At 60.8% G+C, this 21,796-nt stretch carries 19 protein-coding genes; 11 read left to right on the top strand and 8 right to left on the bottom strand.

The annotated features are described in order from the left end of the window. Nucleotides 1–157 precede the first annotated feature (157 nt). From glpE to IFT99_RS21120, 7 genes are all read right to left on the bottom strand, one after another. Nucleotides 158–478 carry a thiosulfate sulfurtransferase GlpE gene (glpE, locus tag IFT99_RS21150; RefSeq protein ID WP_065991333.1) on the bottom strand — a complete coding sequence of 107 codons (321 nt, stop codon included), beginning with the start codon at nucleotides 476–478 and terminating at the stop codon, nucleotides 158–160. Between the two features lie 53 nt (nucleotides 479–531). Beyond that, entirely contained in the window at nucleotides 532–1,413 is an 882-nt protein-coding gene (locus IFT99_RS21145) for a symmetrical bis(5'-nucleosyl)-tetraphosphatase (RefSeq protein WP_192134894.1), read from the bottom strand. Then, nucleotides 1,413–1,793 (bottom strand): Co2+/Mg2+ efflux protein ApaG, encoded by a 381-nt coding sequence (apaG, locus tag IFT99_RS21140; protein ID WP_192134892.1) that lies wholly within the window; start codon nucleotides 1,791–1,793, stop codon nucleotides 1,413–1,415. Before apaG ends, IFT99_RS21145 begins: the two co-directional genes overlap by 1 nt. Nucleotides 1,794–1,911: 118 nt before the next feature. Continuing rightward, a complete protein-coding gene (gene rsmA, locus IFT99_RS21135; protein WP_065991336.1) occupies nucleotides 1,912–2,718 on the bottom strand; it encodes a 16S rRNA (adenine(1518)-N(6)/adenine(1519)-N(6))-dimethyltransferase RsmA in 807 nt (268 codons plus the stop codon). Beyond that, nucleotides 2,715–3,704, bottom strand: a complete 990-nt coding sequence (pdxA, locus tag IFT99_RS21130) for a 4-hydroxythreonine-4-phosphate dehydrogenase PdxA (protein ID WP_192134890.1) — start codon at nucleotides 3,702–3,704, stop codon at nucleotides 2,715–2,717. The genes rsmA and pdxA overlap by 4 nt, the downstream gene beginning before the upstream one ends. Next, on the bottom strand, nucleotides 3,701–5,023 hold the full coding sequence (locus IFT99_RS21125; RefSeq protein WP_192134888.1) for a peptidylprolyl isomerase: 1,323 nt from the start codon (nucleotides 5,021–5,023) through the stop codon (nucleotides 3,701–3,703). The genes pdxA and IFT99_RS21125 overlap by 4 nt, the downstream gene beginning before the upstream one ends. Next, nucleotides 5,004–7,787 (bottom strand): LPS-assembly protein LptD, encoded by a 2,784-nt coding sequence (locus IFT99_RS21120; protein WP_192134886.1) that lies wholly within the window; start codon nucleotides 7,785–7,787, stop codon nucleotides 5,004–5,006. The genes IFT99_RS21125 and IFT99_RS21120 overlap by 20 nt, the downstream gene beginning before the upstream one ends. A 129-nt stretch (nucleotides 7,788–7,916) precedes the next feature. Here IFT99_RS21120 and IFT99_RS21115 point away from each other — a divergent pair, with 129 nt between their 5' ends. The 3 genes from IFT99_RS21115 to IFT99_RS21105 are packed head-to-tail and all read left to right on the top strand — an operon-like array spanning nucleotide 7,917 to nucleotide 10,461. Further along, entirely contained in the window at nucleotides 7,917–8,960 is a 1,044-nt protein-coding gene (locus IFT99_RS21115; RefSeq protein ID WP_065991339.1) for an aminoglycoside phosphotransferase family protein, read from the top strand. 58 nt (nucleotides 8,961–9,018) lie between these two features. Then, on the top strand, nucleotides 9,019–9,687 hold the full coding sequence (murU, locus tag IFT99_RS21110) for an N-acetylmuramate alpha-1-phosphate uridylyltransferase MurU (protein ID WP_192134884.1): 669 nt from the start codon (nucleotides 9,019–9,021) through the stop codon (nucleotides 9,685–9,687). Next, nucleotides 9,688–10,461, top strand: a complete 774-nt coding sequence (locus IFT99_RS21105; protein WP_192134882.1) for a DnaJ domain-containing protein — start codon at nucleotides 9,688–9,690, stop codon at nucleotides 10,459–10,461. A 53-nt stretch (nucleotides 10,462–10,514) separates the two neighbouring features. Here the strand turns inward: IFT99_RS21105 and IFT99_RS21100 are convergent, their stop codons facing one another. Then, nucleotides 10,515–11,498, bottom strand: a complete 984-nt coding sequence (locus IFT99_RS21100; protein WP_192134873.1) for an alpha/beta hydrolase family protein — start codon at nucleotides 11,496–11,498, stop codon at nucleotides 10,515–10,517. A 222-nt stretch (nucleotides 11,499–11,720) separates the two neighbouring features. Between IFT99_RS21100 and IFT99_RS21095 the strand changes: the two genes are divergently transcribed. From IFT99_RS21095 to rpe, 8 genes are all read left to right on the top strand, one after another. After that, entirely contained in the window at nucleotides 11,721–13,709 is a 1,989-nt protein-coding gene (locus IFT99_RS21095; protein WP_446731151.1) for a PAS domain-containing sensor histidine kinase, read from the top strand. Then, nucleotides 13,706–14,335: a response regulator gene (locus tag IFT99_RS21090; protein ID WP_065991344.1), complete on the top strand. Its 630-nt coding sequence runs from the start codon at nucleotides 13,706–13,708 to the stop codon at nucleotides 14,333–14,335. Before IFT99_RS21095 ends, IFT99_RS21090 begins: the two co-directional genes overlap by 4 nt. Nucleotides 14,336–14,625: 290 nt before the next feature. After that, entirely contained in the window at nucleotides 14,626–15,750 is a 1,125-nt protein-coding gene (locus IFT99_RS21085) for an ABC transporter ATP-binding protein (protein ID WP_065991345.1), read from the top strand. A gap of 90 nt (nucleotides 15,751–15,840) precedes the next feature. After that, on the top strand, nucleotides 15,841–16,872 hold the full coding sequence (locus tag IFT99_RS21080; protein ID WP_192134871.1) for a polyamine ABC transporter substrate-binding protein: 1,032 nt from the start codon (nucleotides 15,841–15,843) through the stop codon (nucleotides 16,870–16,872). A gap of 111 nt (nucleotides 16,873–16,983) precedes the next feature. Continuing rightward, on the top strand, nucleotides 16,984–18,231 hold the full coding sequence (locus IFT99_RS21075; RefSeq protein ID WP_192134869.1) for an ABC transporter permease: 1,248 nt from the start codon (nucleotides 16,984–16,986) through the stop codon (nucleotides 18,229–18,231). A gap of 11 nt (nucleotides 18,232–18,242) precedes the next feature. Beyond that, nucleotides 18,243–19,067: an ABC transporter permease gene (locus IFT99_RS21070; protein WP_065991348.1), complete on the top strand. Its 825-nt coding sequence runs from the start codon at nucleotides 18,243–18,245 to the stop codon at nucleotides 19,065–19,067. A 746-nt stretch (nucleotides 19,068–19,813) separates the two neighbouring features. Beyond that, complete coding sequence (locus IFT99_RS21065; RefSeq protein WP_192134867.1) at nucleotides 19,814–20,962, top strand: iron-containing alcohol dehydrogenase; 1,149 nt, start codon at nucleotides 19,814–19,816, stop codon at nucleotides 20,960–20,962. 157 nt (nucleotides 20,963–21,119) lie between these two features. Continuing rightward, nucleotides 21,120–21,791 carry a ribulose-phosphate 3-epimerase gene (gene rpe, locus IFT99_RS21060; protein ID WP_192134865.1) on the top strand — a complete coding sequence of 224 codons (672 nt, stop codon included), beginning with the start codon at nucleotides 21,120–21,122 and terminating at the stop codon, nucleotides 21,789–21,791. Nucleotides 21,792–21,796 lie beyond the last annotated feature (5 nt).

Genomic DNA, 21,796 nt, shown 5'->3' with positions numbered 1-21,796 from the left:
ACCGGCTCTCCCCTGATTCGGATGGCCTGAGGCTAAGAGTAGTTCGGATTCGGGCACAGAAAGAAGCGATGGGTATGAAGAGGGCATACCCGTTCGTCAGAAGAGGGCGCGAGCCCGCGTAGGACGCGGGATAGCGGCCAGCAAAAATATTTTTCGATCAGCCTTGTGCGGTTTCTTCGGGAAATTTGGTTTTCCACAACTCGAAACCGCCATCCATGCTGTAGACCTCGGAGAAGCCCTGACCTACAAGATAGGCTGCTGCGCTCTGGCTGGAATTACCGTGATAGCAGAGGACGACCAACGGTTTGTCCAGATCGGCCTGACGGATGAAGTCGGCGATGGAATGGTTGTCGAGGTGATGGGAGTCCGGAATGTGCTGGGTCGCGTAGGTCTGCGCGTCCCGTACGTCCACCAGCACCGCGCCTTGTTCGCGTAGGGCATGGACTTGTTCGGGTGAAATGCGTTTGAAGTCAGTCATGGCTCGGGCTCCTGGGCCGTCGGGTCCTCGAACGGTCGAGAACGTAGGGGGAATTACTGCTGCAGCGGAATTGGCTCGTTGACGGAGGATGTCGCAGGAGCGGGTGCCTTTGCGTTGCCACGCTCGTCGCATTCGCAACGAATCAGCACGCGGGTGTCAACGTTGAGCAGCGTCATCGCGCCGCCCCAGACACAGCCCGTGTCCAGCGCATACACCCCGGCCTCGTCACATTGGCCTTCAAGTGCGGCCCAGTGGCCGAAAATGATACCCACGCCTTTGGTCTTGCGCTCTTTGTGCTTGAACCACGGCGCGTAGCCCGCCGGCGCACTGTCGAGACCTTCCTTGCTTTTGAGATCAAGCTTGCCGTCGCTGGTGCAAAAACGCATGCGCGTGAAGTAGTTGGTAATGACCCGCAGCCGGGTGACGCCCTGCAAATCCTTGTCCCACTTCGCAGGTTCATTGCCATACATGCCGTCGAGAAAAGGCTCGAAGCGATTGTCATCGCGCAGCGCCTGCTCGACTTCTTCGGCGCAGCGCAGCGCTTTTTTCAGCGTCCATTGCGGCGGGATTCCGGCATGCACCAGTGCGATATCGCGTTCGGCGTCGTAATGCATCAGCTTCTGTTGGCGCAGCCAGTCGAGCAGCACGACGGCGTCCGGCGCTTCCAGAATCTCCCGCAGCGTGTCGCCTTTCTTCAGGCGCTCTATATTGCGGCCGGCAGCCAGCAGGTGCAGGTCATGATTACCCAGCACGCAGACGACCGAGTCGCGCATGGCATAGAGATAACGCAGGGTTTCCAGTGACTGCGGGCCTCGGTTGACGAGGTCGCCGACCAGCCAGAGCGTGTCTTTGCCGGGCTCGAATGCAACGCGCTCGAGCAGGCACTTCAGCGGTTCAAGGCAGCCTTGCAGGTCACCGACTGCGTAGACCGCCATCAGTGAAGCGCCCCCGGTACGGCCAGACGGAAGGGAGCGATGACAGCGTCGAAGCGCTTGCCGTCTTCTCCGAGCATTTGATAAGTGCCCTGCATGTTGCCCACCTTGGTGGTCATCACGGTGCCGCTGGTGTAGGTGTGGCTTTGTCCTGGCTGGATCAGCGGTTGCTGGCCCACGATGCCTTCGCCGCGAACCTCTTCAACCTGACCGTCACCGTCGGTGATCACCCAGTGGCGTGACAGCAGCTTGGCTGGCAGTTCGCCGTTGTTGTGCACGGTGATGGTGTAGGCGAAGGCGAAGCGGTTGTGCTCAGGCTGCGATTGTTCCGCCAGGAAACGGGTCTCGACGCTGACGTCGACCTGGTAACGAGAATCAGACATGCAAGAGGCCTTAAAAGCGAAAGCGGAGAAAGCCGGAAGTGGCCAGGTTGGAAATCAGTCTAGGACATGTCACGGATAAGCAAGTACTCAGGCTTTGACCGGACATGTCCCCAGAAGGTCAGGCGACGACAGGCTTTTCGCTGAGCGTGTCGGCCAGGCGAACAAACGCCGCCAGGTCCAGCTGCTCTGGACGCAGGCTGCCATCGACGCCGGCTTCAGTGATTTCCTCGCTGGTCAGCAGGGCCTTCAACGTGTTGCGCAGGGTCTTGCGGCGCTGGTTGAACGCTTCGCGGACGACCCGCTCAAGGACGCGGTGATCCTTGGCCGGGTGCGGCAGGGTTTCGTGCGGCACAAGACGAACGATGGCCGAATCCACTTTCGGCGGCGGATTGAACGCGCCGGGGCCGACGTTGAACAGATGCTCCACGCGGCAGTGGTACTGAACCATGATCGACAGGCGACCCCAATCCCCGCCGCCAGGACCTGCCGCGAGACGCTCGACCACTTCTTTCTGCAGCATGAAATGCATGTCGCGGATCAGGTGGGCGTTCTGCAGCAGATGGAAAATCAGCGGCGTCGAGATGTTGTACGGCAGGTTGCCGACGACGCGCAGGCTGTTGGGTGCGGCATTCAGGCTGGTGAAGTCGAATTTCAGCGCGTCACCCTGATGCAGGCTGAAATTTGGCTTGCTGCCGAATTGATGCATGAGGATCGGCACGAGGTCTTTGTCGAGCTCGACGACGTCCAGTTGCGCGCCGCTGTTCAGCAGGCCTTGGGTCAGAGCGCCTTGTCCCGGGCCGATTTCCAGCATGCGGTCTTCGGCCTTGGCACGGATGGAGCGCAGGATCTTGTCGATCACGCCAGCGTCATGCAGGAAGTTCTGGCCAAAACGCTTGCGCGCCTTGTGTTGGTATTGCTCGTTCATGAATGGGTCTCGGCCATCTGATAGGCGGTTTCCAGAGCGACCCTGAGGCTGCCGGTGTCAATCTTGCCGGTGCCTGCCAGATCCAGCGCCGTGCCGTGATCCACGGAGGTGCGAATGATCGGCAGGCCCAGCGTGATGTTGACGGCGGCGCCGAAGCCTTTGTACTTCAGCACGGGCAGGCCCTGGTCGTGGTACATCGCCAGCACTGCGTCGCAGTGCTCCAGATATTTGGGGGTAAAGAGCGTGTCGGCGGGCAGCGGGCCATATAGATCCAGGCCCTCGCTGCGCAGAAGCGCCAGAGTAGGTTCGATGATGTCGATTTCTTCGCGGCCCAGATGCCCGCTTTCGCCGGCATGGGGGTTGAGGCCACAGACCAGAATCCGCGGGTGGGCGATGCCGAACTTGTTGACCAGATCCGCGTGCAGGATGCGCGTCACACGCTCAAGCCGTTCAGCAGTGATCGCATCGGCAACGTCACGCAGGGGCAGGTGAGTGGTCACCAGCGCCACGCGCAGATCTCCGGTCGCCAGCATCATCACCACCTGTTCGGTGTGGGTCAGCTCGGCAAGGAATTCAGTGTGGCCGGAGAACGGGATGCCACTGTCGTTGATCACGCCCTTGTGCACCGGCGCTGTGATCATGCCCGCGAAGTGGCCATCGATGCAGCCCTGGCCTGCTCGGATCAGGGTTTCGAGCACGAAACCACCGTTGGCCTTGTCGAGCTGGCCGGCAACGACTGGCGCCTGAATCGGCGTGTCCCAGACATACAGACTGCCAGCGGGGGCGGGGGCATCAGGCCATGCGGCGGGTGTGACGGGGATCAGGCTGACAGCCGCGCCCAGCTGGGCGGCCCGCTCGGTGAGCAGGTCGCAGCTGGTAATGGCAATCAGGGGATGGGGCTGGGACTGCGCGGCGAGGAGCAGGCAAAGGTCAGGGCCTATGCCGGCCGGCTCGCCGGGTGTCAGGGCGAAACGCTGTGGTTTCACTTGGCCGCCTGATCAGCTCCGGGGAGCTTGATCTCGACGTAGGCTTCATCACGGATCTGACGCAACCAGGTTTGCAGTTCTTCGTCGTACTTGCGGTTACGCAGCACGGTCATCGCCTGTTGCTCACGCGCCTGACTGGTGCTGTCAGTCGAGCGACGGCCGAGGACTTCCAGAACGTGCCAGCCGAATTGGGTTTCGAACGGCTTGGACACGACACCCTGAGCGGTCTCGTTCATGACGTCACGGAACTCCGGAACCAGCGAGCGCGGGTCAACCCAGTTCATGTCGCCGCCGTTAAGCGCCGAACCCGGGTCTTCGGAGAAGGCCTTCGCCAGTTCGCCGAAGTCCTCGCCATTCTGGATGCGATCGTAGATACGTTGAGCCAGCAACTTGGTTTCAGCCGGGCTGCGGATTTCGCTTGGCTTGATCAGGATGTGACGAACGTGAACCTCGTCGCGCATCTGGGTCTGAGTCTCGCCGCCGCGTTTTTCCACCAGTTTGAGAATGATGAAGCCGCCCGGTGTACGCGCAGGAGGGGTAACCTCGCCCGGACGCATCGACGACAGCATGTCGCCGAACGGAGGCGGCAGTTGAGCGGCTTTACGCCAGCCCATGTCACCACCGTCCAGAGCACTTTCACTGGCCGAAGACGCGATCGCCATCTGCTCGAAGTTCGCGCCTCGTTGCAGCTTGCCGTAGAGGTCCTTGGCTTTGGCTGCAGCGGCCTGAATCTGATCCGACGTCGCGCTGTCCGGCGTCGGGATCAAGATGTTGGCCAGGTGGAACTCTTCGGAAAACTGAGCTTTGCCCAGATCGGAGGCCAGAAAGTTCTTCACTTCCTGCTCCGAGACCTGGATGCGTTCGGCAACCCGGCGCTGACGCACACGGCTGATGATCATTTCCCGGCGGATCTGCTCACGTGCGCTGGTATAGGACAGCCCGTCGTGGGTCAGTGCGGCCTTGAACTGGTCAACACTCATGTTGTTGCGTTGAGCGATGGTGGCAACTGCCTGGTTCAGCTCTTCATCGCTGATGCGAATGCCGGAGCGTTCGCCGATCTGGATCTGCAGGTTTTCCAGGATCAGACGATCCAGGACCTGAGACTCCAGTGCGCTGGCAGGCGGAACACCCTGCCCGCGCTTGGCGATGGTTTGCTGAACCTCACGGGTGCGCTGGTCGAGCTGGCTTTGCATGACCACGTCGTTGTCGACGATGGCAACTACCTTGTCGATGGTGCGCACTTCAGCGTGCGCAACAGTACCGATAAGCAGCGCGCCCAGCATCAGCGGGCGCAGACAATCAGAAAGCTTGGTCTTCACGTTCACGATAACCTTGGATGCCTTTGTCGAGGAAGCTTTCAACTTTTTGGCCAACGACGCCGCCAAGTCCCTTCAACACGATTTGTAGGAAGACGCCGCGGTCGCCTTTCTCGTTCTGCGGTATCTCTTGGGTGGACTCGTCATAGTCGACCCAGTACCGGTTGATCAGACGCAGCTTCCAGCAGCAGTTGTCATATTCAAAACCACCAAAGGCTTCGAGGGTACGGTCACGGTTGTAGTCGTACTGCCAGCGGGCGATTGCGCTCCACTGCGGAACCACAGGCCAGATGACCGAGAAGTCATGTTGCTGAATCTTGTAGTAGTCCTTGATGACGGTGCCATCCGGGTAGGTGTAATCACCCCCGCCGACGCTCCAGCGACCTGTTGTCTGGTCGTAACGGACCTGGTCGTTGCGATAGCGATAGCCGGCGTTGATGATCTTGCCCGGCTCGTCTTCAGGCTGGTAGTGGACCATTGCGCTGCCGGAGCGAGTGCTGCGGCTGTCCGGGTCCCAGTTGAAGTCCGACGTGGCACGCCAGTCGCGGTTGAAGCGGTATTCGTACTCAAGCGCATACGGAGACACGTCGGACTGCGCGTCCTTGCGGTCTTCGTAGGCGATGCCCGGCAGTTGCACCTTGCGATCTGCGAAGTACACCGCCTGACCGATGCTCACGCGCTGACGTTCGAAACCGTTGTCTTCGATCCAGCGGTTGGTCACGCCCAGCGACAGTTTGTTTTCGTCACCGATACGGTCGGAGCCGACGAAGCGGTTGTCGCGGAACAGCGAGGCGTAGTTGAACGTAGTTTCACCCGAGTCGAAAATCGGGATGTCGGTCTGATCCTTCTCTGGAACATAGAGATAGTACGCACGAGGCTCAAGTGTCTGGCGGTAGTTTTTACCGAACCAGTTGGTGTTGCGATCGAAGTACAAGCCGCTGTCGACGCTGAAGATCGGAACGCTGCGGTTCTCACTGCTGTGGTAGGTCTCATCCGCCAGCAGAGAACTTTTGCCCAGCGAGTCCAGATCCAGATCGTATTGGGTGTAAACGTACTTCAACTTGGGCGTTACAAAACCGTAGCTGGCAGTCAGCGGCAGGCTGATTGACGGCGCGAGGTTCAGACGATCGCCATTCGCACGAGCAAGACCCCGGACGTTGGTGTCTAGGCGCGGCGAGGTCACGTCGTCTTCGTTGGTGTAGCCACCGGTTCTCAAATCACGATCAAAGCGAACCAGCTCAGTCTCGTAATCGAACTTGAAGCCTGCAGGCTGGAACGGCAGCGAACCATTCAGCGTGAGCTGAGGCAGGCGGCCATAAGGCGTGATCTGGGTCACGGTGGTCAGCTGATACTGCTGAGCGTTCAGCGTCGCGGTGTAGTTGTCACCACGGTAGTAGACCGCACCTTGCTGGTTCAGATAGTCGTGAGTGCTTACGCCTTCCTGACCGCTTTTCAGGTCCTTGAAGTAGTAAGGATCGCTGACTTTGGTGTAGTCGATCTTGCTGGTCAGACGCGAATCCAGACCACTTCGATCCTGCCAGTTGATCAACCAGCGGGTGTCTTTGTAGTCCGACTGATTTTTTCGATCGTCGTTGTCGTCGTTCAGGTAAGCCGCACCGAACTGACCTTCGCTTGTCTTGGTCAGGTAACGGAACTCGCCTTCCAGCAACATGCCACGCTTGGCCATGTAGGTCGGGTACAACGTGGCGTCATAGTTCGGCGCCAGGTTGAAATAGTACGGGGTGAGCAACGAGAAGCCGGTGTCGGTGCCGGTACCGATGGTCGGTGGCAGGAAGCCGGACTGGCGACGGTCGTCGATCGGGAAATAGATGTAAGGCGTGTACAGGATCGGAATGTCATGAACGCGCAGTGTGGCGTTGGTGGCAGTACCGAAACCGGTGGCCGGGTTCAGGGTGATGTTGTTGCCCTTCACGGTCCACGCGTTGCTGTTCGGTTCGCACGTGGTGTACGTGCCGTCCTTCAAGCGGATGATCGCGTTCTCGGCACGACGAGCGTACAGGGCGTTACCGCGAACGTTGTTTTTGTGCAGCACGTACTCGGCGTTGTCGACTTTGGCTTCGCCGGTGTCGAGCTGGACTTCAGCGTGATCGCCGACGATCAGGGCGCCGTTGTCGCGCAGACGGACATCGCCGTTCAGCTCGCCACGGTTCTCGGCCTGGTGAAGGCTGGCTTCGTCAGCCTCGACCTGCATGCTGCCCTGACGCAGGACAACGTCACCGGCCAGGGTCGCAACCTGCTCTTCCTGCTGATAACGCGAAGCCTTGGCGCCGATGAACGTCGGTGCGTCGCTCTTCGGCGTCTTGTCGTCCATGCCCGGACGGATCGGTTCGATGTAGGCGCCCGAGCAGTACGGACCGGTCTCAGCCAGTTGGGCTGCGGTCAGTTTCTCGCGCGGAACCCAGTCCAGGTGGCTGTAATCGGCGCTGCGCGATTTCAGGCCACGGCCCTTGGCCTCGGTGACCAGCATCGTTTTGGGCACGACTTCGCCGTCGGAAGTGGTGGTCGTCTGAGCGCCATCTGCCGTGCTGCTGTTGGACGAAACACTGTTGGCGTCGTGCACGGGGCGCGGAGGCAACTGGGCTGCGTTGGTTTTCGGAGAGCAATCCCATGCACCTGTTGCAGACACCGAGCAGTCATACTGTTCGGCGGCAACCACGTACGGGACGGCCAGGGGTTGCATCGCCAGCAAACTGCCGGTTACGAGCAACGGAAATTTTTTACGAAACGCGGGGGATTTCAATGCCATCTTATTAGTCCGGGCTTCCTGCGCGCCATCTGCCCGCGGGGGGGCCGCACGCCTCTCGATGGGCTGAAAAAGATGTCGGATAATAAAGCATGACCCGCTTGACGGCTAGCGCCGTCGGAGACCCTTGCAATGCCAGATCAAGATGTACGCCTGCAACACCTGAAAGTTTGGCTCGATGAGCAGCTCCCGCGTTTATTTGAGGCCCAGGGCTGGGGGCCAATACCCCCGGCCACGTTGACTGCCGCCAGTAGCGATGCCAGTTTCCGGCGCTACTTCCGCTGGGAGGGGGAGGGCCGCACTTTTATTGTCATGGACGCGCCGCCCCCCCAGGAAAACTGCAAACCCTTCGTGGATATCGCTCATTTATTGAGCGGGTCGGGCATTAATGTTCCGAAAATTTATGCCGAAGACCTGAGTCAGGGCTTCCTTTTGTTGAATGACCTGGGTCGTCAGACCTACCTGGATGTCATCGACGAGCGAAACGCCGATCAGCTGTTCATTGACGCAATCGACGCACTGCTCGCCTACCAGCAACTGCCGATGGACGCGCCGTTGCCGAGTTACGACGTGGCACTTCTGCGCCGCGAGCTGGAACTGTTCCCCGAGTGGTACGTGAAGCGTCATCTGGGCGTGGAGTTCGATCAGGCGCAGCAGGCCAGTTGGCAGGCCGTCAGCGATCTGCTGATCGAGAGCGCGCTGGCCCAGCCGAAGGTGCTGGTGCACCGCGATTACATGCCGCGCAACTTGATGCTCAGCGAACCGAACCCTGGCGTGCTGGATTTTCAGGACGCGGTGTACGGCCCGGTTACCTACGACATCACCTGCCTGTTCAAGGATGCATTCCTGAGCTGGCCGGAGGCGCGCGTAGCCGGCTGGCTTGAGCTGTATTGGAACAAGGCCGTCGCGGCGGGCATCCCGGTGCAGGACGAATTCGATGAATTCCGTCGTGCCAGTGATTTGATGGGCGTGCAGCGGCATTTGAAAGTGATCGGTATTTTCGCCCGGATCTGCCACCGTGACGGCAAACCACGCTACCTAGCCGATGTGCCGCGCTTCTTCTCCTATATAGAAGCGGTGTTGGCGCGACGCCCGGAGTTGGTTGAGTTGAGTAATCTGTTGACCAGCCTTGGCCATACAAAACCGACACAGGCAAAACCAGCATCTGTCGGGTAATGGGATGGACTGCCATTGAAGAGGGACTGCACGTGAAGATTGTCTTGATGAGGGCCGCATGAAAGCGATGATTCTGGCGGCGGGCAAAGGCGAGCGCCTGCGCCCGTTGACCCTGCACACGCCCAAACCGCTGGTGCGAGCCGGCGGCGTTCCACTGATTGAATACCACTTGCGCGCGATCAAAGCGGCCGGCGTTGAAGACGTTGTGATCAACCATGCGTGGTTGGGCCAGCAGATCGAAGATCATCTCGGCGACGGTCGCCTGTGGGGTTTGAATATCCGCTACTCCCCTGAGGGCGAGCCCCTTGAGACGGGCGGCGGGATCTTCCGTGCGCTGCCGCTGCTGGGCGACGAGCCTTTTATCGTCGTCAACGGTGACATCTGGGTCGACTTCGATTTCAGTTCATTGACGAAACCGCTCAAGGGGCTTGCCCATCTGGTGCTGGTGGACAATCCGCCGCATCACCCCGCGGGCGATTTCGCGCTGGTCGACGGGCAGGTGCACGACGACGCAGCTCCGCCGCGCCTGACCTACAGCGGCATCGCGGTCCTGCACCCGCAACTCTTCGCGAAATGCAGCGGGGGCGCATTCAAGCTGGCGCCCTTATTGCGTGACGCCATGGCGAAAGGCCTGGTGACCGGCGAACGTTTTGCCGGCCGCTGGGTGGATGTCGGTACCCATGAACGACTGGCCGAAGTCGAGCAGATCCTTGCGGTGAAGCCCTAGATGCTGTGGCCATTCACGGTGGTCGGCGGTGGCGTCGGGTATCTGATTGCCAGCATTCCCGGTGCCATGCTCGGTGCACTTCTGGGACAGGCGCTTGATCGGCGGCTGCATTTCCGGAGCTGGGCGGAGATGCGCGAGCGTGCCAGCGGCCGCACCGTACCGCGCGATGACGAGCTCATTTTCATTCTGCTGGGTCGTCTGGCGAAGAGCGAAGGTCGGGTGGTCGACGGGCATATACAGCAGGCGCGCGTTGAAATGCGCCGACTGGACCTCAGCGAGGCGGCGCAACGGCGGGCGATTCAGGCGTTCAATCGGGGCAAGGACGGGCGCGACAATTTGCGCGTCCACCTCACGCGCCTGAAAAGCCAGCCCCACGCGGCAGAAGGTTTGTTGCGCGCCTGTTGGCGCATGGCGTGGGCGGATGGCAGGGCGTCGCGCACCGAACGCGAGTTGATCGTGCTGTGGGGCAAATGGCTGGGCTGGGCTGCGGGCAAAGTCGAAGGGTTGTCATTAACCGAAGACGAACAACGTTCGAGGGGCGCTCCCGCCAGCAGTGGCGGCGAGTTTCAGGACGCGCTGCGTCTGTTGGGGGTGAAAGCGGATGCCGAACCTGCGCAGATCAAGCGCGCCTACCGTCGATTGCTGAGTCGTCACCACCCGGACAAGATCGCCGGCAGTGGCGCCAATCAACTACAGGTCCGTGATGCCACCGAGAAAACCCGCGAGCTGCATCATGCCTATGCAGTGATTCGCGATCGGCGCGGGTTCCGCTGACGCTTCCTTTTGAAGGCTGCCCCGCCCACGGGCAGCGTCGAAGGCGGTAATCGCTACTTTGCTGCGTCCCCTTCCAGCCAACCCCGGACGCGGCGAAACAGTTGATCCTGCTCCATCGCCGGATTCCCGGGAATCGCACTCAACGCCACTTGGGTAAATCGAGCGTTTTTAGTTCGTTTGCTAACGTCCAGTCGGTCTTGTGCCTGCTGACGTGGCACCGGACGATCCTTGTTGACGAAGTCTGCTGTCGGGACTTTCAGCGTCGGCAGCAGCTCCATCAGCCCTGGTGTTTCCTTGCCGGTGTCCACGGCCGTGACCATGACCAAGCGTTGAATAGCCGGCGAGGGGCGCTCGCTCATGTATCGCGCTGCCCAGTAAGCGCCGCTGCCATGGCCGAGGAGGACGATGCTGCGGGCCTTGTTCTGCTGGGCGAACGCCACGGCGCTGTCGATCCTGGCGAAGATTTTCTCGGCGTTGGCCTTGGCCATTTCCGCCTGGGCAGATGCCTGCTCGGCAGCCGCTGCAGCTTCCGCTTCGGCTGTGGCCGCAGGGTCGGGGGCTTTCACCGCAGCGTCTTTGGCTTTATCGCCGCCACCCGCCGCTGCCGGGGCATCCGCCGCACGGGCAAAAATGCCGTCGTTGTGAGCGTCCGGCATGCTCAGACTGAGGCTGGACCACCCGACGTCCGGCAGCTTGCGACGCAGCGGTGCGACCGCAATCGGCCAATCCGCTGACTCATCGGCGCCCGGCACGATGATCACTGCGCCTTTGGGCTCATCGACGTTCGCCGGTTTCCACAACGCCAGAAAGGTCTCGTCGCCCGCCTGCAATTGCTGTTGCTCGACCTGCGGCACCTGACGCTCAAGCGCCAGGGTGTCTTCTTCGCTGCGCGACGGCAATGCGGCCCGCTCGACCGGCGCTTCAGCCGACTTGGCGTCTTTATCCGGCGCCGGGTCCGCGGCCATGACGAGCGGCGAGCAAGGTAGTATCAGCGTCAGGCACAGCGCAGGAAATAGTGCGCGAAGGGTGTAGGGCATCGAGTATTCCAAAGGCCGGAAACAATTCCGGCAGACTAATGGGTTGACGGCTGTTTGTCAGGCCAGGCAATCGCCGCGCTTCAGCGAGCGACAGGCACAGCGCATGATCGGCATGGAATTCAGAGAAATGGAGACGACAGTTTGAGAATCCGTGCGCTGTGCCTTCGGGTTATCGGCGATACCCGCGCGCTCTTGATCGGCCTGATGCTGATCGTGCTGCCGATGTCGCACCATGCCGTCGCCTCACCCATCCAGGCCGACCCCTTGAGCCACGAGCAGCGGGAATGGCTGACCCAGCGCGGGCCATTGCGCGTCGGGCTCGTCCTTCAAACACCCTACGCCCAGCTCGATCGTCGCGCCCAGCAGTTATCGGGCGCCAACGTCGACCTCATCAATCTCATGGCAAAGACCCTTCGGGTGGAGCTGCTGTGGCGCAGTTATGCCGATCAGGCCGAGCTTGAAAAAGCCCTCGCCGATGGGCAGATCGACTTCGCCCCGGGCCTGACCCAGACGCCTGCCGGCTTGCGCCTGTGGCTGTATTCCGATCCGTACATGCGCGTGCCGCAGTTGATCGTCGGCGAACGTGATGGCGCCGGCGCGGTGGATCTGGAAAAGCTCGACAGCCAGGTGCGCGTTGCCGTGCGCATGCCTAGCACCACGGCTGACTACCTGCGCAGCAATTACACTCACCTCAATCTGCAAGGCGTGCCGCTGGAACGTCAGGCTTTGCAGCTCTTGCTCAGTCAACAGGCGCGATACGCCGTCATCGATGAGGCGCAGCTCAGCCGTTTGTCCCGCGAGGCCGAGTTTGCCGGGCTTGCCGTGGTCGGTGACATCGGCTTTCCGCAGTTGCTGCGCGTGGCATCCCGAAGGGACACGCCGCAGCTCGCCGAAATCATCAGCCAGGCATTGAGCGCCATTCCGGCCCGGGATCTCGAGCAGTTGCACACACAGTGGCTGCAGCCCAAATACCCGCAGATCAGTGAATCGCCGGGGCTGTGGAAGAACATCGCGCTGCTGCTGTTGGTCCTGCTCCTGGCCAGCGCGGCGATTGTTTACTGGCAGCGCAAACAACAGCAGCAACTGGAGAAGCAGCTGCTCACTGCGCGGGATGACATTGCCAAGCGACTGGCAGGGGAGGAGGCATTGCGGCTGGCGCAGTTCTCCATCGATCAGAGCACCGTCGGCATCCTCTGGGTCCACTGGGACAGCCATGTGCGCTACGCCAATCAGGCCGCCGAGACCATGCTGGGTTATGCGCCCGGCGGGGTAGTAGACCGGCCGCTGATTGATTTCGAGCCGGGGCTGAACATGGATCGCTGGCTCAATCTGTGGAAAACCGCGCGCTCCAGCGAGGAGGGGCCGCAGAACTACGAAAGCAATTGCGTGCGCGCGGATGGCAGCATCCTGCCTGCCGATGTGTCACTGAGCTTTCTGCGCTTTCGCGACGCCGAGTATCTGGTGGTGTTCATCACCGACGTGACCGAACGGCGCCGTTCCCTGGCCGCGCTGCAAGAAAGTGAAGCGCGCTTGCAGGTGCTGGCCGAGCAGTTGCGCGAGCTGTCGGCGCACCTTGAAACCGTGCGCGAAGAAGAAAAGGCGCGCATCGCCAGGGAGGTTCACGACGAGCTGGGTCAGATGCTGACCGTGCTCAAGCTGGAAACTTCCATGTGCGAACTGGCTTACGCCGATCTGGACCCTGGCCTGCGGGATCGGCTGAACAGCATGAAACGCCTGATTGCTCAGTTGTTCCAGTTGGTGCGAGACGTGGCAACCGCCCTGCGGCCACCGATTCTCGATGCAGGCATCGCCTCGGCCATTGAGTGGCAGGCCCGACGCTTTGAAGCGCGCACCCAGATCCCCTGCCTGGTGCAGGTGCCGGACAATCTGCCGAGTCTTCCGGATGCAACGGCCATCGGGCTGTTCCGCATCCTTCAGGAGTCGCTGACCAACGTCATGCGCCATGCCGAAGCGCACACGGTCGAGCTGAGCCTGACGCTGAGCGACGGCGTGCTGTGCTTGCGCATCGCCGATGACGGCAAGGGCTTCGATCTGGGCGCCGAGCGTCCGGCCTCGTTCGGACTGGTGGGCATGCGCGAGCGGGTTCTGATCATGGGCGGGCAATTGCATCTGGACAGCTTGCCCGGAGAAGGCACAACCTTGCGCATCCACATTCCGCTGGACCCGGTCGCTGAGGAGCACGTGCATTGATTCGCGTATTGGTTGCCGAAGATCACACGATTGTCCGAGAGGGCATCAAACAGCTGATCGGCCTGGCAAAGGATCTGCAAGTGGTCGGGGAGGCCGGCAATGGCGAGCAGTTGCTGGAGGCGTTGCGTCACATCCCGTGCGAAGTCGTGCTGCTGGATATCTCCATGCCAGGGGTCAACGGCCTGGAGGCGATCCCGCGAATCCGCGCGCTGAGCAATCCCCCTGCGATTCTGGTGCTGTCGATGCACGATGAGGCGCAGATGGCCGCGCGGGCCCTGAAGGTCGGCGCCGCCGGGTATGCCACCAAAGACAGCGACCCCGCGTTGCTGCTGACAGCGATCCGGCGAGTGGCCGCAGGCGGGCGCTATATCGACCCGGACCTGGCTGATCGCATGGTGTTTGAAGTCGGGCTCACGGACAGCCGGCCGTTGCACTCATTGTTGTCCGAACGCGAGTTTTCAGTGTTCGAACGCCTGGCCCAGGGCGCCAACGTCAACGACATCGCCCAGCAACTGGCGTTGAGCAGTAAGACCATCAGTACCCACAAGGCGCGCCTGATGCAAAAGCTGAAAATCAACTCGCTGGCCGAGCTGGTGAAGTATGCGATGGAACACAAGTTGGTTTGATTGCGTGTCTAAAAACGACTTCCTTTGGTACTTCGTAAAACGCTATCGCGAGCAAGCTCACTCCTACAGGTTATTGCGATCCCCTGTAGGAGTGAGCTTGCTCGCGAAGACGCCAGACCAGGTCATAAATACCTTCCGGGCGACATACCTATCCCCGCCATCCCTGTAGGGCAATCCCTACCCGAAACCTTCCACCCCACCTAGGCCATTCTCTCTCACGCCCCGATTTGCGCGGCCTTCAGCCTCATCTAGGCTTGATCCCTACGGTGGATCAAACAAAGGTGTGGGCAATGAGCAACGTCGATTCAAGCGCTGGGGCGAGTGATGTTCTGGTCAGCTTTCGCGGTGTGCAAAAGAGCTACGACGGCGAAGCCCTGATCGTCAAAGACCTCAACCTGGATATTTGCAAAGGCGAATTCCTCACCCTGCTCGGGCCATCCGGTTCCGGCAAAACCACCAGCCTGATGATGCTCGCCGGCTTCGAGACACCGACTGCTGGCGAGATCCTGCTGGCCGGCCGTTCGATCAACAACGTGCCGCCGCACAAGCGCGACATCGGCATGGTGTTCCAGAATTACGCGCTGTTCCCGCACATGACCGTCGCTGAAAACCTGGCGTTTCCGCTGTCGGTGCGCGGCATGAGCAAGACCGACGTGGCCGAAAAGGTCAAACGCGCCCTCGACATGGTGCAGCTCGGCACCTTCGCCCATCGTTACCCCGCGCAGCTGTCGGGTGGTCAGCAGCAACGTGTCGCGCTGGCCCGGGCGTTGGTCTTCGAACCGCAGCTGGTGCTGATGGACGAACCCCTCGGGGCACTCGACAAACAGCTGCGCGAACACATGCAGATGGAAATCAAGCACCTGCACCAGCGTCTGGGCGTGACCGTCGTTTACGTCACCCACGACCAGGGCGAAGCGCTGACGATGTCGGACCGCGTCGCGGTGTTCCATCAGGGCGAAATCCAGCAGATTGCTCCACCGCGCACCCTCTACGAAGAGCCGAAAAACACCTTCGTCGCCAACTTCATCGGCGAGAACAACCGCATCAGCGGCACCTTGCTAAGCCAGAGCGGCGACCGCTGCGTGGTCGGCCTGGCGCGCGGCGAAAAAGTCGAAGCGCTGGCGATCAACGTCGGTGCCACCGGCAGCCCGGTCACGCTTTCCATTCGTCCCGAGCGCGTGAACCTCAACGGCCGCAGCGAGAGTTGCGTCAACCGCTTCTCCGGCCGCGTTGCCGAATTTATCTACCTTGGTGATCACGTGCGGGTGCGTCTGGAAGTGGCCGGGAAAACCGATTTCTTCGTCAAGCAGCCCATCGCCGAGCTTGATCCGGCGTTGAGCGTTGGCGATGTCGTGCCCATTGGATGGCAGGTCGAGCACGCCCGAGCGCTGGACCCGTTGCTGGATGCACATTGATACACCTGCGGTACGCGTCAACCGAAGAACCCAGAGGCGAGCCAATCGCCCCCATCGCTTAACCAACATTGTTCGTGGAGAGAAAAACTGATGCTCAAGACATTGAAGCTCACCGCCTTATCGGTCGGCATGATGTGCGCCGCGCAAGCCATGGCAGCGGACCTGACGGTCATTTCCTTCGGTGGCGCGAACAAGGCGGCCCAGGAAAAGGCCTTCTACGCGCCGTGGGAAAAAGCCGGCAACGGCAAGATCATCGCGGGCGAGTACAACGGTGAGATGGCCAAGGTCAAAGCCATGGTCGACACCAAGAGCGTGACCTGGGATCTGGTGGAAGTGGAATCGCCAGAGCTGTCCCGCGGCTGTGACGAAGACATGTTCGAGTCGCTGGCGTCGGTCGATCTCGGCAACAAAGACAACTACGTAAAGGGCGCAATTTCCGAGTGCGGCGTGGGCTTTTTCGTCTGGTCCACCGTGCTGGCCTACAACGCCGACAAGCTGAAATCCGCACCGACCGGCTGGGCTGATTTCTGGGACACCGAGAAATTCCCGGGCAAGCGTGGCCTGCGCAAGGGCGCCAAATACACCCTGGAATTCGCGCTGATGGCTGACGGCGTTGCGCCGAAAGACGTCTACAAGGTGCTAGGGACCAAGGAAGGCCAGGATCGCGCCTTCAAGATGCTCGACAAGCTCAAGCCAAGCATTCAGTGGTGGGAAGCAGGCGCACAGCCGCCTCAGTATCTGCAGTCGGGCGACGTCGTGATGAGCTCGGCCTACAACGGTCGGATCGCTGCCGTGCAGAAAGAGAGCAACTTGAAAGTGGTCTGGACCGGCGGCGTGTATGACTTCGACGCATGGGCCATTCCGAAGGGCGCGAAAAACGCCGAAGAGGCGAAGAAGTTCATCGCTTACTCCCTCAAGCCAGAGCAGCAAAAAACCTATTCCGAAAACATCGCTTACGGCCCGGCCAACACCGGCGCGGTCCCGTTGCTGAGTGCTGAAACCCTGAAAAATATGCCGACCACCCCTGAGAACATCAAGGATCAGGTGCAGATCGACGTGAAATTCTGGGCCGACTTCGGTGAGTCGCTGGAACAGCGCTTCAACTCTTGGGCCGCCAAATAAGCGCACTGCCCAGTAAGCACTTGGTTGTGAGTTAGATCCGGGTGCGTCGTCTGAACTGTCTGAAAGCAGAGCAGGGGACGCGCTCTTTGTTGAGAGATTTCGGAGTTCACTATGGCCACCGCCGTGCCCCTGACTGAAGGCGCCAGCCCGACCCTGAAGCAACGCCTGGCCCGTGCCGAGCGCGTCAATCGCTGGAAGGCTCAGGCGTTGATCGCGCCATTGGTGATCTTCCTGCTGCTGGTGTTTCTCGTGCCGATTGCGGCGCTGCTCTACAAAAGCGTCAGTAACCCGGAAGTGGTGGGTGGCATGCCGCTCACGGTGGTGGAAGTGGCGAAATGGGACGGCAAGGGGCTGCCGCCTGACGCGGTCTACAAAGCCGCGAGCCAGGACCTGGCCGAAGCGCGCAAGAATCAGACCCTGGGCGATCTGTCCAAACGCTTGAACCAAGAGCTGGCGGGCTACCGCAGCCTGTTGGCGAAAACGGCCCGCGCCATGCCATTCAAGGAAGAGCCGGCTTCTTATAAAGAGGCCCTGGAAGCCATCGATGAACGCTGGGGCGATCCCGCGTATTGGCAGGCGATCCGCCGCAACACCTCAAGTTTCACCCCTTATTATCTGCTGGCCGCTGTCGACCACCGCATCGATGACCTCGGTGAACTGGCACCGGCCACACCCGATCAGGCGATTTACATCGACATCTTTGCCCGCACCTTCTGGATGGGCCTGGTGATCACCGTGATCTGCCTGCTGCTGGCCTACCCGCTGGCGTACCTGTTGGCCAATCTGCCTGCGCGGCAGAGCAACCTGTTGATGATTCTGGTCCTGCTGCCGTTCTGGACGTCGATCCTGGTGCGAGTCGCAGCCTGGATCGTGTTGCTGCAATCGAGCGGCCTGATCAATGGCGCGCTGATGGCCATGGGCATCATCGATAAACCGCTGGAACTGGTGTTCAACCGGGTCGGCGTTTACATCTCGATGGTGCACATCATGCTGCCGTTCATGATCCTGCCTATCTACAGCGTGATGAAAGGCATCTCGCCGACCTACATGCGCGCGGCGATCTCCCTGGGCTGCAACCCGTTCGCCAGTTTCTGGCGCGTGTACTTCCCGCAGACCTACGCCGGTGTGGGCGCGGGCTGTCTGTTGGTGTTCATCCTTGCCATCGGCTACTACATCACCCCGGCGCTGCTCGGCAGCCCGAACGATCAGATGGTCAGTTATTTCGTGGCGTTCTACACCAATACCAGCATCAACTGGGGCATGGCGACGGCGCTGGGCGGGTTGCTGCTGCTGGCGACCGTTGTGCTGTACCTGATCTACAACTGGCTGGTCGGCGCCAGCCGCCTGCGTCTGAGCTGAGGAGAACGACCATGTTGAGCCCTTATTCCTCGCCGATCGAGCGGGTCTGGCATTACACGCTGCGCACGTTATGCGGGTTGATTTTGTTGTTTCTGGTGCTGCCGGTGCTGGTGATCGTGCCGCTGTCGTTCAACTCCGGGAGTTTTCTGGTCTACCCGCTGCAGGGCTTTTCGCTGCACTGGTATCAGGACTTTTTCGGCTCGGCCGAGTGGATGCGCGCGCTGAAAAACAGCCTGATTGTCGCTCCGGCTGCCACGGTGCTGGCGATGGGTTTCGGGACGTTGGCGGCCATCGGACTGACGCGCAGTAACTTCCCTGGCAAGGCGCTGGTGATGGCGCTGGTGATTTCGCCGATGGTGGTTCCGGTGGTGATTGTCGGGGTGGCGAGTTATCTGTTTTTTGCCCCGCTGGGTCTGGGCAATAGCTACATCTCGCTGATCCTGGTGCACGCCGTATTGGGTGTGCCGTTTGTGATCATCACCGTGTCTGCCACGTTGCAGGGCTTCAATTACAACCTGGTGCGTGCAGCGGCGAGTCTGGGCGCTTCGCCAACGACGGCGTTCCGGCGCGTGACCCTGCCGCTGATTGCGCCGGGGGTGATCTCCGGGGCGCTGTTTGCCTTCGCGACCTCGTTCGATGAAGTGGTTGTCACGCTGTTCCTCGCCGGTCCAGGCCAGGCGACCTTGCCCCGGCAGATGTTCAGCGGCATCCGCGAAAACCTCAGCCCGACCATCGCAGCCGCGGCAACCCTGCTCATCGGATTCTCCGTGGTGCTCCTGCTGGTGCTCGAATGGCTGCGCGGCCGGAGCGAGAAACTGCGCACGGCGGTGGAGTAATCAAAGCCCACCGGAGGAACTGGCTGAAACGAGAATGGTAGGACCGGCTTTAGCCGGGAAGGCGCCAGGTGCCACACCGCAAAATTGATAGCGCACCCAAGGGCCTCTTCCCGGCTGAAGCCGGTCCTACACATGCAGCGCGTTCATCCAGTGAGTGTTGCTGACACACCGCGTGCGTCCAATGATTGTTGCTGACACACCGCCTGCTCTTTGTGGGACTGGCTTTAGCCGGGAAAGCGGCCTGCGGCACACTGCAAAATGGACGGTGTCCACGCAGGCCTCTTCCCGGCTGAAGCCGGTCCTACACATGCAGTGCGTGCACCCAGTGAGTGTTGCTGACACACCGCGTGCGTCCAATGATTATTGCTGACACACCGCCTGCTCTTTGTGGGACCGGCTTTAGCCGGGAAGACGTCAGGTGGCACACCGCAGATTAATAGCGCACTCAAAGGCCTCTTCCCGGCTGAAGCCGGTCCTACACATGCAGCGCGTGCACCCAGTGAGTGTTGCTGACACACCGCGTGCGTCCAATGATTGTTGCTGACACACCGCCTGCTCTTTGTAGGACTGGCTTTAGCCGGGAAGACGTCAGGTGCCACACCGCAGATTGATAGCGCACACCGAGGGATCTTCCCGCACCACAAAACTGACGCCCCGCACGATCCGGTCTATGTTTCACTCAGCGCATGCCAATCCTGCCTTGTAAAAGAGCCACGGCTCCAACAGCAACATAAAGGACGAGCCCGATGAGTGTTTCTGCTTTCAAGATCGCCAACAAACTGATCACCGGCCCCGCCGCGATTGAGCAGTTGTCCGCCGAGCTGACCCGGCTCAACGTTCAAAACCCGCTCATCGTCACCGACGCGATACTGGTTAAGTCCGGAACGGTCGACCTCGCGCTGGCGCAATTGGGCGGCCGTCGTTATGGCCTGTTTGATCAGGTCAAACCCGAGCCCGAAATCTCTATCGTCGAGGACTGCACCCGGGCCTACCGAGAGGGCGGTCACGACGGCCTGATCGGTGTGGGCGGCGGCAGTGCCATCGACATCGCCAAAGGCGTCGCCGCGTTCGCGAGTCACGAAGGGCCTCTGGCCGAGTTGTTCGGCGTTGATCTGGTCAAGCGCAAAGGCCCCCCGCTGATTGCCATCCCGACCACCGCAGGCACCGGTTCGGAAGTCACCAACGTGGCGATCTTTTCAGACAAGCAGGCACAGCTGAAAAAAGGCATCGTCAGCGATTACCTGTTGCCCGACGTCGCGCTGGTCAGCCCGTTGATGACCCTGACCTGTCCGCGCAGTGTCACGGCAGCCAGCGGAGTCGATGCGCTGGTGCATGCCATCGAGTCATACCTTTCAGTCAATGCCTCGCCGATCACCGACGCCATCGCCTTGGGCGCCATCAAACTGATCGTCAAGGCGCTGCCCAAGGCCTACGCCAATCCTTCGAATTTGCAGGCGCGAGAAGACATGGCCACCGCCAGCCTCATGGCCGGCATGGCGTTCGGCAATGCCGGGGTTGGCGCAGTCCATGCGTTGGCGTATCCATTGGGAGGGCGGTTCAACATCGCTCATGGCGTGAGCAACGCGCTGTTGCTGCCGTATGTGATGGAGTGGAACAAGCTGGCCTGCGTCGAACGGATGCGCGACATCGCCGATGCGATGGGCGTCCGCGTCGCGCACTTGAGCGACAGGGACGCCGCAGACCTGGCAGTCAAAGCAATGGCCGACTTGTGCGCCGCGGTGGAAATCCCGTCCGGGCTGCGTAGCTTCAACGTGCCCGAAGACGCCATTCCCGCGATGGCCGAGGAGGCCAGCAGGATCGAACGCCTGATGCGCAACAATCCACGGAAGCTGACCGCCGCCGACATCGAGAAAATCTACCATGCGGCGTATTGATCAGGCTGACGCAATGACGTGCCGCCTGCGCGGCGCGGCGCGTATGTTTATGGCCACAGCTCACGTCCCTTGACTGACTCACTTGCGACCCAACGCACGTTTCAAACTCTTGGAGTACAATGCGCGCCACCGTGATTTCGCTCATAAAAGGTGCGTCATGCAGCCCTTCGCTATTGCTCCTTCCATTCTGTCCGCCGATTTCGCCCGCCTGGGAGAGGAAGTCGACAACGTCCTGGCCGCTGGCGCCGACATCGTCCACTTCGACGTCATGGACAACCACTACGTCCCCAACCTGACGATCGGACCGATGGTCTGCGCGGCGTTGCGCAAATACGGCATCACCGCCCCCATCGATGTCCATCTGATGGTCAGCCCGGTGGATCGCATCATCGGCGACTTCATCGAAGCCGGCGCCACTTACATCACCTTCCACCCGGAAGCGACCCAGCACATTGATCGCTCCCTGCAACTGATCCGCGAAGGCGGCTGTAAGGCAGGTCTGGTGTTCAACCCGGCGACCCCGCTGAACCTGCTTGAGTACGTCATGGACAAGGTCGACATGATCCTGCTCATGAGCGTCAACCCGGGCTTCGGTGGTCAGAAATTTATCCCCGGCACGCTCAACAAGCTGCGCGAGGCTCGTGCGCTGATCGATGCGTCCGGTCGCGACATCCGTCTGGAGATCGACGGCGGCGTCAACGTCAACAACATCCGTGAGATTGCCGCAGCCGGTGCTGACACCTTCGTCGCGGGCTCGGCCATTTTCAATGCGCCTGATTACCGCGAAGTCATTGCGAAGATGCACGCAGAACTGGCGTTGGCCCGTTGACCAGC

This window comes from Pseudomonas sp. CFBP 8772 (genome assembly GCF_014841665.1).
In the GTDB taxonomy this organism is placed as follows: Bacteria; Pseudomonadota; Gammaproteobacteria; order Pseudomonadales; family Pseudomonadaceae; genus Aquipseudomonas; species Aquipseudomonas graminis_B.
Note: the sequence above shows the minus strand (reverse complement) of the source record. Positions and strands in the feature narration are given on the sequence as shown.

Bases quoted from the DNA above. Each gene is read 5' to 3' on its own strand.
- glpE (WP_065991333.1), bottom strand. From the start codon at position 478: ATGACTGACTTCAAACGCATTTCACCCGAACAAGTCCATGCCCTACGC.
- IFT99_RS21145 (WP_192134894.1), bottom strand. From the start codon at position 1,413: ATGGCGGTCTACGCAGTCGGTGACCTGCAAGGCTGCCTTGAACCGCTG.
- apaG (WP_192134892.1), bottom strand. From the start codon at position 1,793: ATGTCTGATTCTCGTTACCAGGTCGACGTCAGCGTCGAGACCCGTTTC.
- rsmA (WP_065991336.1), bottom strand. From the start codon at position 2,718: ATGAACGAGCAATACCAACACAAGGCGCGCAAGCGTTTTGGCCAGAAC.
- IFT99_RS21120 (WP_192134886.1), bottom strand. From the start codon at position 7,787: ATGGCATTGAAATCCCCCGCGTTTCGTAAAAAATTTCCGTTGCTCGTA.
- IFT99_RS21115 (WP_065991339.1), top strand. From the start codon at position 7,917: ATGCCAGATCAAGATGTACGCCTGCAACACCTGAAAGTTTGGCTCGAT.
- murU (WP_192134884.1), top strand. From the start codon at position 9,019: ATGAAAGCGATGATTCTGGCGGCGGGCAAAGGCGAGCGCCTGCGCCCG.
- IFT99_RS21105 (WP_192134882.1), top strand. From the start codon at position 9,688: ATGCTGTGGCCATTCACGGTGGTCGGCGGTGGCGTCGGGTATCTGATT.
- IFT99_RS21100 (WP_192134873.1), bottom strand. From the start codon at position 11,498: ATGCCCTACACCCTTCGCGCACTATTTCCTGCGCTGTGCCTGACGCTG.
- IFT99_RS21095 (WP_446731151.1), top strand. From the start codon at position 11,721: ATGTCGCACCATGCCGTCGCCTCACCCATCCAGGCCGACCCCTTGAGC.
- IFT99_RS21085 (WP_065991345.1), top strand. From the start codon at position 14,626: ATGAGCAACGTCGATTCAAGCGCTGGGGCGAGTGATGTTCTGGTCAGC.
- IFT99_RS21080 (WP_192134871.1), top strand. From the start codon at position 15,841: ATGCTCAAGACATTGAAGCTCACCGCCTTATCGGTCGGCATGATGTGC.
- IFT99_RS21075 (WP_192134869.1), top strand. From the start codon at position 16,984: ATGGCCACCGCCGTGCCCCTGACTGAAGGCGCCAGCCCGACCCTGAAG.
- IFT99_RS21070 (WP_065991348.1), top strand. From the start codon at position 18,243: ATGTTGAGCCCTTATTCCTCGCCGATCGAGCGGGTCTGGCATTACACG.
- IFT99_RS21065 (WP_192134867.1), top strand. From the start codon at position 19,814: ATGAGTGTTTCTGCTTTCAAGATCGCCAACAAACTGATCACCGGCCCC.
- rpe (WP_192134865.1), top strand. From the start codon at position 21,120: ATGCAGCCCTTCGCTATTGCTCCTTCCATTCTGTCCGCCGATTTCGCC.